The following is a 15,529-nucleotide window of genomic DNA, read 5'->3' on the forward strand; positions in this document are numbered from 1 at the left end:
CTCCAATCGCCATGGAAGATGGTCTGCGTTTCGCGATTCGCGAAGGTGGCCGTACCGTTGGTGCTGGTGTAGTTGCCAAGATCATCGAGTAATCGGTTGATTTGTCCCTCTTAGGCCGACATAATGGTCGGCCTAATTTTGTTCTAGGTCAGTAGCTCAATTGGCAGAGCGACGGTCTCCAAAACCGTAGGTTGGGGGTTCGATTCCCTCCTGACCTGCCATTTTCTTCGAATTTGGCGCGTCTTTTAACAGGATCCTCGTAAATGAATGCAAAGGCTGAAGCCAAAGAAACTCGCTTTGACCTGCTCAAGTGGCTGGTTGTTGCTGCTCTTGTAGTGGCGGGCGTGGTTGGTAATCAGTACTTCGCAGCTGAGCCGATTCTGTATCGTGTACTGGCTCTGCTGGTTGTTGCTGTAGTTGCTGGTGTTGTCGCGTTGCAAACCACTAAAGGCCAGGCCTTTTTTGCTTTGTTGAAAGAAGCACGCGTAGAAATTCGTAAAGTTGTCTGGCCAACGCGTCAGGAAACCACGCAGACCACGTTAATTGTTGTGGCTGTTGTTTTGGTAATGGCTCTGTTGTTGTGGGGTTTAGATTCCCTGCTCGGCTGGACTGTTTCGTTGATTGTCGGCTAAGGGTGTCCCGTGGCTAAGCGTTGGTACGTCGTGCATGCTTACTCGGGTTACGAGAAGCATGTTATGCGTTCGTTGATCGAGCGTATAAAACTCGCTGGTATGGAAGATGGCTTTGGTGAAATTCTCGTGCCTACTGAAGAAGTGGTCGAGATGCGCAATGGTCAGAAGCGTAAGAGCGAGCGTAAGTTCTTTCCGGGTTATGTTCTGGTTCAAATGGACATGAGCGAAGGTACTTGGCACTTGGTTAAAGATACGCCACGTGTCATGGGCTTTATCGGGGGTACGGCTGATAAGCCGGCTCCGATCACTGACAAAGAAGCAGAGGCGATCTTGCGTCGCGTTGCTGATAGCGGTGATAAGCCTAAGCCTAAGACGCTGTTCGAGCCAGGTGAAACAATCCGTGTTATCGATGGCCCATTTGCTGATTTCAGCGGTGTCGTCGAAGAAGTTAACTATGAAAAGAGTCGTGTTCAGGTGGCTGTTACCATCTTTGGCCGCTCTACACCGGTAGAACTGGAGTTCAGTCAGGTCGAAAAGGCATAGTTGACATAAGCATCCCTTACCCCGCAGTTGTTGACTGCGGGGTTTTGTCGTCACTGGGATAAACGTGCAAGTAACTGGGGAGCCGTCAAGGCGTTTGAACCCAATTTTGGAGTAGCTCATGGCTAAGAAAATTTCGGCTTATATCAAGCTGCAGGTAAAGGCAGGTCAAGCTAACCCTTCGCCACCGGTAGGTCCGGCACTGGGTCAGCACGGCGTGAACATCATGGAATTCTGCAAGGCGTTCAACGCCAAGACTCAAGGCCAAGAGCCAGGTCTGCCGACTCCAGTGATCATCACTGTTTACAGCGACCGTAGCTTCACCTTTGAAACCAAAAGCACCCCGGCTTCGGTTCTGTTGAAGAAAGCAGCTGGCCTGACCAGCGGTTCTGCTCGCCCGAACACCGTTAAAGTTGGCACCGTGACTCGTGCTCAGCTGGAAGAGATCGTTAAAGCTAAACAAGCTGATCTGACTGCCGCTGACTTGGATGCAGGCGTACGTACAATCGCCGGCTCCGCACGCAGCATGGGCCTCAACGTGGAGGGTGTGTAAATGGCTAAGCTGACTAAGCGTCAAAAGGCAATTGCTGAGAAAGTTGAAGCTGGCAAGGCTTACAACTTTAACGAAGCTGCCGCGCTTCTGGCCGAGATTTCGGCTGTCAAGTTCTCCGAGTCTGTAGACATCGCTGTGAACTTGGGTGTTGACCCGCGTAAATCTGACCAAGTTGTTCGTGGCGCAACTGTGCTGCCAAACGGCTCGGGCAAATCTGTTCGCGTTGCAGTGTTCACTCAGGGTCCAGCTGCTGAAGCTGCTCTGGCTGCCGGCGCTGATCGCGTTGGTATGGACGACTTGGCTGCTGAAATGAAAGGCGGCGACCTGAACTATGACGTCGTTATTGCATCCCCTGATGCAATGCGTGTTGTGGGTCAATTGGGTCAAGTGCTCGGTCCTCGCGGCCTGATGCCTAACCCGAAAGTCGGCACTGTTACGCCTGACGTTGCAACTGCTGTGAAGAATGCTAAAGCGGGTCAAGTACGTTTCCGTACTGACAAGAACGGCATCATCCACGGTTCCGTCGGTAAAGTTGGTTTTGACGCTGAGAAGTTGAAGCAAAACGTTGAGGCTCTGATTGCAGACCTTAAGCGTTTGAAGCCGTCGACTTCTAAAGGCATCTACGTTAAGCGTGTGACCCTGAGCACCACTATGGGTCCTGGTTTGATCATTGATCAGGCTTCGCTCGACGCATAAGGAATACAGCAAGTGTGAGTATCATGCTTGCTTGCAAAAATTGGGGTCCCTGCCTGGCGGGGGCTATCCAAGACCGTAGGTGGCGTAAGCCTTAAACAGGAAAACCTACGCAGATGGTGCTCCCGGTTCTTTACCGAATCAGACACCAAAACGACATCCGGCCTAGGCCAGATGAAACGGTAACAAGCAGGAGTTTTACCCGTGGCAATTAAACTCGAAGACAAGAAGGCCATCGTCGCTGAAGTCAACGAGGCTGCCCAAGCTGCCCTGTCCGCTGTCGTGGCTGATGCCCGTGGCGTGACCGTAGCTGCAATGACCGGACTCCGTAAAGAAGCTCGTGAATCAGGTGTGTACGTTAAAGTTGTACGTAACACTCTGCTTCGTCGTGCTGTTGAAGGTACTTCTTACGAAGTACTGAACGACGTCTTTACTGGCCCAACCCTGATTGCGTTTTCTAATGAACATCCGGGCGCTGCTGCTCGTATTTTCAAAGAGTTCGCCAAGGGTCAGGATAAGTTCGAGATCAAGGCAGCCGCGTTTGAAGGTCAGCTGATTGCAGCCAACCAGATCGACGTACTGGCAAGCTTGCCGACCTACGACGAAGCGATTTCGCAGTTGATGAGCGTGATTCAAGGCGCTACCAGCAAATTCGTTCGTACTTTGGCAGCTGTTCGTGACCAGAAAGAATCTGCTGCTGCCTAAGGCACTGCAAACGCTTTCGATCATATTTGTTTATTTGATGGCCGCGAAGGCTGTCCCCCAATACAGGAAATTAGAGTCATGGCTCTGACTAACGAAGATATCATCAACGCCGTATCCGAAATGTCTGTGATGCAGGTTGTAGAACTGATCACCGCTATGGAAGAGAAGTTCGGTGTTAGCGCTGCTGCCGCTGCTGGTCCAGCTGCTGGTCCAGCTGCTGCCGCTGCTGAAGAACAGACCGAGTTCAACATCGTTCTGCTTGAAGCTGGCGAGAAGAAAGTAAACGTAATTAAAGCAGTTCGCGAACTGACTGGTCTGGGCTTGAAAGAAGCCAAGGCAGTAGTTGACGGCGCTCCTGGCGTTGTTAAAGAAGGCGCTTCGAAAGAAGAAGCCGAAGCTGCTAAGAAAGTTCTGGAAGAAGCAGGCGCTAAAGTCGAGCTTAAGTAAGCGACGACCTTGCGTCTACAGTCTGAGCGACTCGCTTAAGGCTGATGGCTGGTGGCTTTGCCACCGGCCTTTTTCCGTTCTAAGTTGCCTCTTGTGGAGCCGCTTAGAACGGAAAACCCCACCCGATGTGGTGGCGCAAACCAAAGGGGTTTGCAAGAGTTTCTGGCTGCTCCCGTCGGAGAGGCCAAATAAGCAGGTGACCAAGCTGGGGAACGCTGATGGCTTACTCATATACTGAGAAAAAACGTATCCGCAAGGACTTTAGCAAGTTGCCGGATGTCATGGATGTGCCTTATCTCCTGGCCATCCAGCTGGATTCGTACCGCGAATTCCTGCAGGCGGGAGCGACTAAGGATAAGTTTCGCGATATCGGCCTCCATGCCGCCTTTAAGTCCGTTTTCCCGATTATCAGCTATTCCGGCAATGCTGCCTTGGAATATGTCGGTTATCGCCTGGGCGAACCGGCTTTTGACGTCAAAGAGTGCGTCCTTCGTGGCGTAACTTATGCCGTGCCGCTGCGGGTAAAAGTTCGCTTGATCATTTTCGACAAAGAATCGTCGAACAAAGCGATCAAGGACATTAAAGAGCAAGAAGTTTACATGGGGGAAATCCCCCTGATGACTGAGAACGGTACCTTCGTTATTAACGGTACTGAGCGTGTCATCGTTTCCCAGTTGCACCGTTCGCCAGGCGTGTTCTTCGACCACGACCGCGGCAAGACGCACAGCTCTGGCAAGTTGCTGTATTCGGCTCGCGTAATTCCTTACCGTGGCTCTTGGCTCGACTTCGAATTCGACCCGAAAGACGCAGTATTCGTACGTATTGACCGCCGCCGCAAATTGCCGGCCTCGGTACTGCTGCGCGCGCTGGGTTACAGCACTGAAGAGATGCTTGACGCTTTCTATGTCACCAACGTCTTCCACGTTAAGGGCGAGTCCCTGAACCTGGAACTGGTGCCGCATCGTTTGCGTGGTGAAATTGCAGTTCTCGACATCAAAGACGAGAAGGGCAAGGTCATCGTTGAGCAAGGCCGCCGTATTACTGCGCGCCATATCAACCAGTTGGACAAAGCCGGTATCAAGGAACTTGAAGTTCCTATCGATTACCTGATTGGCCGTACCACTGCCAAGGCAATCGTGCACCCGGCAACTGGCGAAATCATTGCTGAGTGCAACACTGAGCTGAACGTTGAAATCCTGGCTAAGGTTGTTAAGGCGCAGGTTGTACGCATCGAAACGTTGTACACCAACGACATCGATTGCGGCCCGTTCATCTCTGACACGCTGAAGATCGATTCGACCACCAACCAGCTTGAAGCGTTGGTCGAAATCTATCGCATGATGCGTCCTGGCGAGCCGCCAACCAAGGATGCTGCCGAGACCCTGTTCAACAACCTGTTCTTCAGCCCAGAGCGTTATGATCTGTCGGCTGTAGGTCGCATGAAGTTCAACCGTCGTATCGGTCGTACCGAGATCGAAGGTTCGGGCGTGCTGAGCAAAGAAGATATCGTTGAAGTCCTCAAGACTTTGGTTGATATCCGTAACGGCAAAGGCATCGTCGACGACATCGACCACCTGGGTAACCGTCGCGTACGTTGCGTAGGCGAAATGGCCGAGAACCAGTTCCGTGTAGGTCTGGTGCGTGTTGAGCGTGCGGTTAAAGAACGTCTGTCGATGGCTGAAAGCGAAGGCTTGATGCCGCAGGACCTGATCAATGCCAAGCCAGTGGCTGCTGCGGTCAAAGAGTTCTTCGGTTCCAGCCAGCTCTCGCAGTTTATGGACCAGAACAACCCGCTGTCCGAGATTACTCACAAGCGTCGTGTCTCTGCACTCGGCCCTGGTGGTTTGACTCGTGAGCGTGCAGGCTTCGAAGTTCGTGACGTACACCCGACTCACTACGGCCGTGTTTGCCCGATTGAGACGCCGGAAGGTCCGAACATTGGTCTGATCAACTCCCTGGCTGCCTATGCGCGCACCAACCAGTATGGCTTCCTTGAGAGCCCGTACCGTGTGGTTAAAGACACGCTGGTAACCGACGAGATCGTGTTCTTGTCAGCAATCGAAGAGGCCGATCACGTGATCGCCCAGGCTTCGGCTCTGATGAACGAAAAAGGTCAGCTGGTTGATGAGTTGGTGGCTGTACGTCACCTCAACGAATTCACCGTTAAAGCGCCTGAAGACGTAACACTGATGGACGTCTCGCCGAAGCAGGTAGTTTCGGTTGCAGCTTCGTTGATCCCGTTCCTCGAGCACGACGACGCCAACCGTGCGTTGATGGGTTCGAACATGCAGCGTCAGGCTGTTCCGACACTGCGTTCGGACAAGCCACTCGTTGGTACTGGTATGGAGCGCAACGTAGCGCGTGACTCCGGTGTCTGCGTTGTTGCACGTCGTGGCGGTGTGATCGACTCGGTTGATGCGAGCCGTATCGTTGTTCGTGTGAATGACGACGAAGTTGAAACTGGCGAAGCCGGTGTTGATATCTACAACTTGACCAAATACACCCGTTCTAACCAGAACACATGCATCAACCAGCGTCCGCTGGTGAGCAAAGGTGACAAGGTCAAGCGTAGCGACATCATGGCTGACGGCCCGTCGACCGACATGGGTGAGCTGGCTCTCGGTCAGAACATGCGCGTCGCGTTCATGCCGTGGAACGGTTACAACTTCGAAGACTCCATCCTCCTGTCGGAGCGCGTGGTTCAAGAAGATCGTTTCACCACGATCCACATTCAGGAACTGACCTGTGTGGCACGTGACACCAAGCTTGGGCCTGAGGAAATCTCCTCGGACATCCCGAACGTTGGTGAAGCTGCTCTTAACAAGCTGGACGAAGCAGGCATCGTGTATGTCGGTGCTGAAGTAGGCCCAGGCGACATTCTGGTTGGTAAGGTAACGCCGAAAGGTGAAACCCAGCTGACGCCAGAAGAGAAGCTGTTGCGCGCCATCTTCGGTGAAAAAGCGTCTGACGTTAAAGACACCTCCCTGCGCGTGCCAACTGGCACCAAAGGTACTGTCATCGACGTACAGGTCTTCACCCGTGACGGCGTTGAGCGCGATGCGCGTGCGCTGTCGATCGAGAAGACTCAGCTCGACGAGATCCGTAAGGACCTCAACGAAGAGTTCCGTATTGTTGAAGGTGCAACCTTCGAACGTCTGCGTTCGGCTCTGGTTGGCAAGGTAGTTGAAGGCGGCGCTGGCCTGAAGAAGGGCGCAGAGCTGACCGACGAATTCCTTGACGGTCTTGAGCGTGGCCAGTGGTTCAAGCTGCGCATGGCTGACGATGCACTGAACGAGCAGTTGGAAAAGGCCCAGACCTACATTTCTGATCGCCGCCAGTTGCTCGACGACAAGTTCGAAGACAAGAAGCGCAAACTGCAGCAAGGCGATGATCTGGCTCCAGGCGTGCTGAAAATCGTTAAGGTTTACCTGGCAATCCGTCGTCGCATCCAACCGGGTGACAAGATGGCAGGTCGTCACGGTAACAAAGGTGTGGTCTCGGTCATCATGCCGGTTGAAGACATGCCGCACGACGTACACGGTACGCCGGTCGACATCGTACTTAACCCGCTGGGTGTACCATCGCGTATGAACGTGGGTCAGATTCTCGAAACTCACCTGGGCCTCGCGGCTAAAGGTTTGGGCGAGAAGATCAACCGCATGCTCGAAGAGCAGCGCAAGATCGCTGAACTGCGTAAGTTCTTGCAGCAGATCTATAACGAAATTGGTGGCCGTCAGGAAAGCCTTGACGAGTTCAGCGATGAAGAAATTATCGATCTGGCCAAGAACCTGCGTGGCGGTGTGCCAATGGCTACGCCAGTATTCGACGGTGCCAAAGAGAGCGAAATCAAGGCCATGCTGAAACTGGCAGATTTGCCAGAAAGCGGCCAGATGCGCTTGATCGACGGTCGTACGGGTAACCAGTTCGAACGCTCGACCACTGTCGGCTACATGTACATGTTGAAACTGAACCACCTGGTGGACGACAAGATGCACGCGCGTTCCACTGGTTCCTACAGCCTGGTTACTCAGCAGCCGCTGGGTGGTAAGGCGCAGTTCGGTGGTCAGCGCTTCGGTGAGATGGAGGTCTGGGCGTTGGAAGCCTATGGCGCCGCTTACACATTGCAAGAAATGCTGACCGTGAAGTCGGACGACGTGAACGGCCGTACCAAGATGTACAAAAACATCGTTGACGGCGATCACCGTATGGAGCCAGGCATGCCTGAGTCCTTCAACGTTCTGATCAAAGAGATCCGTTCGCTCGGTATCGACATCGATCTGGAAACCGAATAACACGTGACGCGAATCGGCACTGGAGCACTTTGCTCCAGTGCCAGCTCCGCCAGGAGGAAAGGCCTTGAAAGACCTACTGAATTTGCTGAAAAACCAGGGTCAAGTCGAAGAGTTCGACGCCATCCGTATTGGATTGGCATCGCCTGAGATGATCCGTTCGTGGTCGTTCGGTGAAGTTAAAAAGCCGGAAACCATCAACTACCGTACGTTCAAGCCTGAGCGTGACGGCTTGTTCTGCGCCAAGATCTTTGGCCCGGTAAAAGATTACGAGTGCCTGTGCGGTAAGTACAAGCGCCTTAAGCACCGTGGTGTGATCTGTGAGAAGTGCGGCGTTGAAGTTGCACTGGCGAAAGTCCGTCGTGAGCGTATGGCCCACATCGAACTGGCCTCTCCAGTTGCTCACATTTGGTTCTTGAAGTCCCTGCCAAGCCGTATCGGTTTGCTGATGGACATGACCCTGCGTGATATCGAACGCGTTCTCTACTTCGAGAGCTATGTCGTTATCGATCCAGGCATGACCACCCTTGAAAAAGGTCAGCTGCTGAACGATGAGCAGTATTTCGAAGCGCTGGAAGAGTTCGGTGACGACTTCGACGCACGTATGGGCGCCGAGGCTGTTCGCGAGCTGTTGCACGCTATCGACCTGGAACACGAGATTGGCCGTCTGCGTGAAGAAATTCCGCAAACCAACTCGGAAACCAAAATCAAGAAGCTGTCCAAGCGTCTGAAGTTGATGGAAGCCTTCTTGGGCTCCGGCAACTTGCCAGAGTGGATGGTGTTGACCGTTCTGCCGGTTCTGCCGCCAGATCTGCGCCCATTGGTACCGCTGGACGGTGGTCGTTTCGCGACTTCCGACTTGAACGATCTGTATCGTCGCGTTATCAACCGTAACAACCGTCTGAAGCGTCTGCTTGACCTGTCTGCGCCCGATATCATCGTGCGTAACGAAAAGCGCATGCTGCAAGAAGCGGTTGACGCATTGCTCGACAACGGTCGTCGCGGTCGCGCCATCACTGGCTCGAACAAGCGTCCATTGAAATCCTTGGCTGACATGATCAAGGGTAAGCAAGGTCGTTTCCGTCAGAACTTGCTCGGTAAGCGTGTTGACTACTCCGGTCGTTCGGTAATTACCGTAGGTCCAACGCTGCGTCTGCACCAGTGCGGTCTGCCGAAGAAGATGGCCCTCGAGCTGTTCAAGCCGTTCATTTTCGGCAAGCTGGAAATGCGTGGTCTGGCGACTACCATCAAGGCTGCCAAGAAGATGGTTGAGCGTGAGTTGCCGGAAGTGTGGGACGTTCTCGCTGAAGTGATTCGCGAACACCCAGTGCTTCTCAACCGTGCACCGACCCTTCACCGTCTGGGTATCCAGGCGTTTGAACCGGTTCTTATTGAAGGTAAGGCAATCCAGCTGCACCCGTTGGTTTGTGCGGCCTACAACGCCGACTTCGACGGTGACCAGATGGCTGTTCACGTACCGCTGACGCTGGAAGCCCAGCTCGAAGCGCGTGCGCTGATGATGTCGACCAACAACATTCTGTCGCCAGCCAACGGTGAGCCAATCATCGTTCCGTCGCAGGACGTTGTATTGGGTCTGTACTACATGACCCGTGAAGCTACCAACGCCAAAGGCGAAGGTCGTGTCTTCGCTGACCTGCAGGAAGTTGACCGCGTATTCCGTGGTGGTCAAGCGTCTCTGCACGCTCGCGTTAAGGTGCGTATCAACGAGGTCATCAAAGACCGCGATGGCAGCATCACCAAAAACACTCGCATCGTTGACACGACTGTCGGCCGTGCGCTGCTGTTCCAAATCGTGCCGGACGGCCTGTCGTATGACGTGGTCAACCACTCGATGAAGAAGAAGGCGATCTCCAAGCTGATCAACCAGTGCTACCGCACCGTTGGCTTGAAAGACACCGTTATCTTCGCTGACCAGCTGATGTACACCGGTTTCGCATACTCGACGATCTCGGGCGTTTCCATTGGTGTTAACGACTTCGTTATCCCTGATGAAAAAGTTCGCATCATCGACGCTGCGACCGAAGAAGTTAAAGAGATCGAAAGCCAGTACGCATCGGGCCTGGTAACTCAGGGCGAGAAGTACAACAAGGTGATCGACTTGTGGTCGAAGGCCAACGACGAAGTCTCCAAAGCGATGATGGCGAACCTCTCGAAAGAGAAAGTAGTCGACCGCGAAGGCAAGACTGTTGATCAAGAGTCCTTCAACTCGATGTACATGATGGCCGACTCCGGTGCGCGGGGTTCTGCTGCGCAGATCCGTCAGCTCGCTGGTATGCGTGGTCTGATGGCCAAGCCAGACGGCTCGATCATCGAAACGCCGATTACTGCGAACTTCCGTGAAGGTTTGAGCGTACTTCAGTACTTCATCTCGACTCACGGTGCTCGTAAGGGTCTGGCGGATACCGCACTGAAAACAGCTAACTCCGGTTATCTGACGCGTCGTCTGGTTGACGTTGCCCAGGATCTGGTTGTGACTGAGATCGATTGCGGCACCGAGCGCGGCTTGTTCATGACGCCGCACATTGAAGGCGGTGACGTTGTTGAGCCATTGGGTGAGCGCGTATTGGGTCGAGTAATCGCCAATGACGTATTCAAGCCTGGCACCGAAGATGTCATCGTTCCAGCCGGTACTTTGGTTGACGAGCAGTGGGTTGAGTTCATCGAACTGAACAGCATCGACGAAGTTGTCGTGCGTTCGCCAATCACCTGTGAAACCCGCTACGGCATCTGCGCCAAGTGCTACGGTCGTGACCTTGCACGTGGTCACCAGATCAACATCGGTGAAGCTGTCGGCGTTATCGCTGCTCAGTCGATCGGTGAGCCGGGTACTCAGCTGACCATGCGTACGTTCCACATCGGTGGTGCGGCTAGCCGGACCTCGGCTGCTGACAGCGTTCAGGTTAAGAACGGCGGTACTGTCCGTCTGCATAACTTGAAGCACGTAGAGCGTCTTGACGGTGCTCTGGTTGCCGTATCGCGTTCCGGTGAGTTGGCCATGGCTGATGAATTCGGTCGTGAGCGTGAGCGTTACAAGCTGCCTTACGGTGCGGTAATTTCGGTTAAGGAAGGTGACAAAGTGGAGCCGGGCGCTATCGTCGCCAAGTGGGATCCGCACACTCACCCAATCGTTACCGAGATGAAAGGTACTGTGACCTTCGTTGGCATGGAAGAAGGCATCACGATCAAGCGTCAGACTGACGAATTGACCGGTTTGACCAACATCGAAGTACTTGATCCGAAAGACCGTCCAGCTGCCGGTAAGGACATTCGTCCTGCCGTTAAGATGGTTGGCGCTGATGGTAAAGACTTGCTGTTGCCAGGTACCGACGTACCGGCTCAGTACTTCCTGCCAGCTAACGCCTTGGTGGGTGTCGCGGATGGTGTGCAAGTGGGCGTGGGTGATGTAATCGCCCGTATCCCGCAAGAAACATCGAAAACCCGTGACATCACCGGTGGTCTGCCACGCGTTGCCGACTTGTTCGAAGCGCGTCGTCCGAAAGAGGCTTCGATTCTGGCGGAGATCAGCGGCACCATCTCCTTCGGTAAAGAAACCAAAGGCAAGCGTCGTCTGGTGATTACACCAACCGACGGTAGCGATCCGTACGAAGAGCTGATTCCGAAGTGGCGTCACCTGAACGTGTTCGAAGGTGAACAGGTTAACAAGGGTGAAGTTATCTCCGACGGCCCGAGCGATCCGCACGACATCCTGCGTCTGTTGGGTGTTAGCGCATTGGCTAAGTACATCGTTAACGAGATCCAAGACGTTTACCGTCTGCAGGGCGTGAAGATCAACGATAAGCACATCGAGACCATCCTGCGTCAGATGTTGCGTAAAGTTGAAGTGGCTGAATCTGGCGATTCAACCTTCATCAAGGGTGACCAGATGGAGTTGACCGCGGTACTGGGTGAGAACGAGCGTCTGGCAGCAGCCGACAAGTTCATCGCCAAGTACACCCGCGTATTGCTGGGTATCACCAAGGCGTCGTTGTCGACTGAATCGTTCATCTCGGCAGCATCGTTCCAGGAAACCACTCGCGTTCTCACCGAGGCGGCGGTTACTGGTAAGCGCGATTACCTGCGCGGCCTGAAAGAAAACGTGGTTGTGGGTCGTTTGATCCCGGCCGGTACTGGTTTGGCCTATCACAGCGAGCGTAAGCGCAAGCGTGAAATCGACAAGCCAACGCGCGTTAGCGCCAGTGAAGTGGAAGCTGCACTGACCGAAGCGTTGAACTTCAGCGGAAATTAAGAGCGTAATCCCGCCGCTTATGCGGCGGGGTTGCATCTTGACTGGGAGGCTGAGTCTCTTTAGACTCATGCACCCCTAAATTTGGCAGGGCATGTTGCTCTGCCATTTTGCTTTGTTTGAAAAGCAATAGCGTCGAAAGACAACAGTGGAGCTAAAGATGGCAACTATTAACCAGCTGGTACGTCAGCCGCGTAAGCGTATCGTCGAGAAATCCGACGTGCCTGCGCTGCAGAACTGCCCGCAACGTCGTGGCGTATGCACTCGCGTGTATACCACTACGCCGAAAAAACCTAACTCGGCTTTGCGTAAAGTTTGCCGTGTTCGCCTGACCAACGGTTTCGAAGTTTCTTCGTACATCGGTGGTGAAGGTCACAACCTGCAAGAGCACAGCGTTGTTCTGATCCGTGGCGGTCGTGTAAAAGACCTTCCGGGTGTTCGCTACCACACCGTTCGCGGTTCTTTGGATACTTCCGGTGTTAAAGGTCGTAACCAGGGTCGTTCGAAGTACGGTACTAAGCGTCCTAAGTGATCGCGTCCCAGTAATGGGATATTTCACTAAATTGCAGTTATCTATTTATTTGAGTCGATAAGAGTAAGGTCGGGCGCATTAGCGGTCCCGAGCTAACCTGAAGACCGTTTGAGGGCTTATCACATGCCAAGACGTCGTGTAGCAGCCAAGCGCGAAGTGCTTGATGATCCAAAATACGGAAGCCAAATTCTGGCCAAGTTCATGAACCACGTAATGGAAAGCGGCAAGAAAGCCGTTGCCGAGCGTATCGTTTATGGCGCGCTGGACAAGGTTAAAGAACGTAAGAACAGCGATCCCCTGGAGATCTTCGAGAAAGCTCTCGACGCCATCGCTCCGCTGGTCGAAGTGAAGTCGCGCCGCGTTGGTGGTGCTACTTACCAGGTTCCTGTTGAAGTACGTCCTTCCCGTCGTAATGCTCTTGCCATGCGTTGGCTGGTAGATTTCGCCCGTAAGCGTGGCGAGAAGTCTATGGCTCTGCGCTTGGCTGGTGAGCTGTTGGACGCTGCCGAAGGCAAAGGTGCTGCAGTTAAGAAGCGTGAAGACGTTCACCGTATGGCTGAAGCCAACAAGGCTTTCTCGCACTACCGCTTCTAATTTTCTAGCGCTTCTAAACTTTGCGAGGGCTTTATGGCTCGTACTACTCCGATTAACCGCTACCGTAACATTGGTATTGTCGCGCACGTTGATGCCGGCAAGACCACTACGACTGAGCGGGTCCTGTTTTACACAGGCAAAAGTCACAAAATGGGCGAGGTGCATGACGGCGCCGCGACCACAGACTGGATGGTTCAGGAGCAGGAGCGTGGTATTACCATTACTTCTGCTGCTATCACCGCGTTCTGGAAAGGTTCTGTTAAGCAGTACTCTCATGAGCACCGCTTCAACGTCATCGATACCCCGGGCCACGTTGACTTCACCATTGAAGTAGAGCGCTCTTTGCGCGTACTCGACGGCGCAGTTGTAGTGTTCTGTGGTACTTCGGGTGTTGAGCCGCAGTCGGAAACCGTATGGCGTCAAGCCAACAAGTACGGCGTTCCACGTCTTGTTTACGTCAACAAGATGGACCGTGCGGGCGCTAACTTCCTGCGCGTAATCGCTCAGATCAAGCAACGCTTGGGTCACACTCCGGTGCCGATCCAGTTGGCTATCGGTTCAGAAGATAACTTCCAAGGTCAAATCGATCTTATGTCCATGGAAGCTGTTTACTGGGACGAGGCTGACCGCGGCATGGTTCCACGTCGTGAGGCGATTCCAGAAGATATGCTGGCGTTGGCTGAAGAGTGGCGTGGCAACATGGTCGAAGCTGCTGCTGAAGCCAGCGAAGAGCTGATGAACAAGTACCTCGAAGGTGAAGAACTCACCAACGACGAAATCAAGGCTGCTCTGCGTCAGCGTACCATCGCTGGTGAAATCGTCTTGGCTGTTTGCGGTTCTTCGTTCAAGAACAAGGGTGTTCCTCTGGTTCTCGACGCTGTTATCGATTACCTGCCTGCGCCTAGCGATATTCCTCCAATCAAGGGTACTGACCCTGATGACGAGGAAAAAGAGATGGAGCGTCACGCTGATGACAGCGAGCCGTTCTCTGCTTTGGCGTTCAAGATCGCTACTGACCCGTTCGTCGGTACCTTGACCTTCGTTCGCGTTTACTCGGGTGTGTTGAACTCCGGCGACGGCGTGATCAACTCGGTTAAAGGTAAGAAAGAGCGTGTTGGTCGTATGGTGCAAATGCACGCAAACGCCCGCGAAGAGATCAAAGAAGTACGCGCTGGTGACATCGCGGCTCTGATCGGCATGAAGGACGTCACCACTGGTGAAACCTTGTGCAACGCTGACAAGCCAATCATCCTCGTTCGCATGGACTTCCCGGAGCCGGTTATTTCGGTTGCCGTAGAGCCTAAGACCAAGGACGATCAGGAAAAAATGGGTATCGCACTGGGCAAGCTTGCTCAGGAAGATCCATCTTTCCGCGTTAAAACTGATGAAGAGACGGGTCAAACGATCATCTCCGGTATGGGTGAGTTGCACCTCGATATTCTCGTCGACCGTATGCGTCGCGAGTTCAACGTCGAAGCCAACATCGGTAAGCCGCAGGTTTCTTACCGTGAGCGCATCACGAAGAGCTGTGAGATCGAAGGCAAGTTCGTTCGTCAGTCTGGTGGTCGTGGCCAATTCGGTCATTGCTGGGTTCGTTTTGCTCCGGCAGACGAAGGTCAGGAAGGCTTGCAGTTTGTCAACGAAGTAGTGGGTGGTGTTATTCCTAAGGAATACATCCCGGCTATCCAGAAGGGTATCGAAGAGCAGATGAAGAACGGCGTTGTTGCCGGCTATCCGCTTATCGGCCTGAAGGCTACTGTGTTTGATGGTTCATACCATGACGTCGACTCCAACGAGATGGCGTTTAAGGTGGCTGCATCCATGGCGACCAAGCAACTGGCCCAGAAGGGTGGTGGTGAGTTGCTCGAGCCAATCATGGCTGTAGAAGTTGTAACGCCTGAAGACTACATGGGTGATGTGATGGGCGACCTTAACCGTCGTCGTGGCATGATCCAGGGTATGGAAGACACGGTTTCCGGCAAGGTAATTCGCGCTGAGGTTCCGCTGGGTGAGATGTTCGGTTATGCGACTGACGTTCGTTCTATGTCCCAGGGTCGCGCAAGCTACTCTATGGAATTCAAAAAATACGATACAGCTCCGACGCACATCGTCGAATCTGTTACTAAAAACCAAGGCTGATTCAGCCCCTTTACGCTAGGAGTTAATTGTCGTGGCTAAAGAAAAGTTTGAACGTAAAAAACCACACGTAAACGTTGGCACAATCGGCCACGTTGACCATGGTAAAACTACCCTGACTGCAGCACTGACTCGCGTTTGTGC

Annotated in this window: 12 protein-coding genes, 1 tRNA gene and 1 pseudogene; all 14 read left to right on the forward strand. The window is 53.5% G+C overall.

The annotated features are described in order from the left end of the window. A pseudogene (locus ACIGCM_RS22735) lies at positions 1 to 92 on the forward strand (elongation factor Tu); the annotation flags it as partial. A gap of 53 nt (positions 93 to 145) precedes the next feature. Beyond that, positions 146 to 221, forward strand: a tRNA-Trp gene (locus ACIGCM_RS22740). 42 nt (positions 222 to 263) lie between these two features. Further along, positions 264 to 632, forward strand: coding sequence for a preprotein translocase subunit SecE (secE, locus tag ACIGCM_RS22745; protein WP_397504340.1), 369 nt, complete (start codon positions 264 to 266; stop codon positions 630 to 632). A gap of 9 nt (positions 633 to 641) precedes the next feature. Further along, positions 642 to 1,175 (forward strand): transcription termination/antitermination protein NusG, encoded by a 534-nt coding sequence (gene nusG, locus ACIGCM_RS22750; protein WP_010490903.1) that lies wholly within the window; start codon positions 642 to 644, stop codon positions 1,173 to 1,175. A gap of 118 nt (positions 1,176 to 1,293) precedes the next feature. Next, on the forward strand, positions 1,294 to 1,725 hold the full coding sequence (gene rplK, locus ACIGCM_RS22755; RefSeq protein ID WP_010490901.1) for a 50S ribosomal protein L11: 432 nt from the start codon (positions 1,294 to 1,296) through the stop codon (positions 1,723 to 1,725). Continuing rightward, positions 1,726 to 2,421: a 50S ribosomal protein L1 gene (rplA, locus tag ACIGCM_RS22760; protein ID WP_087515478.1), complete on the forward strand. Its 696-nt coding sequence runs from the start codon at positions 1,726 to 1,728 to the stop codon at positions 2,419 to 2,421. Positions 2,422 to 2,622: 201 nt separating this feature from the next. Then, positions 2,623 to 3,123 carry a 50S ribosomal protein L10 gene (gene rplJ / locus ACIGCM_RS22765; protein WP_397504341.1) on the forward strand — a complete coding sequence of 167 codons (501 nt, stop codon included), beginning with the start codon at positions 2,623 to 2,625 and terminating at the stop codon, positions 3,121 to 3,123. Between the two features lie 78 nt (positions 3,124 to 3,201). Continuing rightward, the gene (gene rplL, locus ACIGCM_RS22770; RefSeq protein ID WP_397504342.1) at positions 3,202 to 3,570 is read left to right on the forward strand and encodes a 50S ribosomal protein L7/L12; all 369 of its coding nucleotides are present in this window, start codon (positions 3,202 to 3,204) and stop codon (positions 3,568 to 3,570) included. Positions 3,571 to 3,788: 218 nt separating this feature from the next. Next, entirely contained in the window at positions 3,789 to 7,862 is a 4,074-nt protein-coding gene (gene rpoB / locus ACIGCM_RS22775; RefSeq protein WP_397504343.1) for a DNA-directed RNA polymerase subunit beta, read from the forward strand. Between the two features lie 64 nt (positions 7,863 to 7,926). Beyond that, positions 7,927 to 12,126: a DNA-directed RNA polymerase subunit beta' gene (rpoC, locus tag ACIGCM_RS22780; RefSeq protein WP_397504344.1), complete on the forward strand. Its 4,200-nt coding sequence runs from the start codon at positions 7,927 to 7,929 to the stop codon at positions 12,124 to 12,126. Positions 12,127 to 12,283: 157 nt separating this feature from the next. Next, positions 12,284 to 12,655 (forward strand): 30S ribosomal protein S12, encoded by a 372-nt coding sequence (gene rpsL, locus ACIGCM_RS22785; protein WP_003186084.1) that lies wholly within the window; start codon positions 12,284 to 12,286, stop codon positions 12,653 to 12,655. 123 nt (positions 12,656 to 12,778) lie between these two features. After that, the gene (gene rpsG, locus ACIGCM_RS22790) at positions 12,779 to 13,249 is read left to right on the forward strand and encodes a 30S ribosomal protein S7 (protein WP_010490886.1); all 471 of its coding nucleotides are present in this window, start codon (positions 12,779 to 12,781) and stop codon (positions 13,247 to 13,249) included. A gap of 33 nt (positions 13,250 to 13,282) precedes the next feature. Then, positions 13,283 to 15,388 (forward strand): elongation factor G, encoded by a 2,106-nt coding sequence (fusA, locus tag ACIGCM_RS22795; RefSeq protein ID WP_397504345.1) that lies wholly within the window; start codon positions 13,283 to 13,285, stop codon positions 15,386 to 15,388. Between the two features lie 31 nt (positions 15,389 to 15,419). Then, on the forward strand, positions 15,420 to 15,529 hold a 110-nt coding region (locus ACIGCM_RS22800; RefSeq protein WP_397504346.1), incomplete at its 3' end, for a GTP-binding protein.

Source organism: Pseudomonas sp. NPDC078700 (genome assembly GCF_044542375.1).
Classification (GTDB): domain Bacteria; phylum Pseudomonadota; class Gammaproteobacteria; order Pseudomonadales; family Pseudomonadaceae; genus Aquipseudomonas.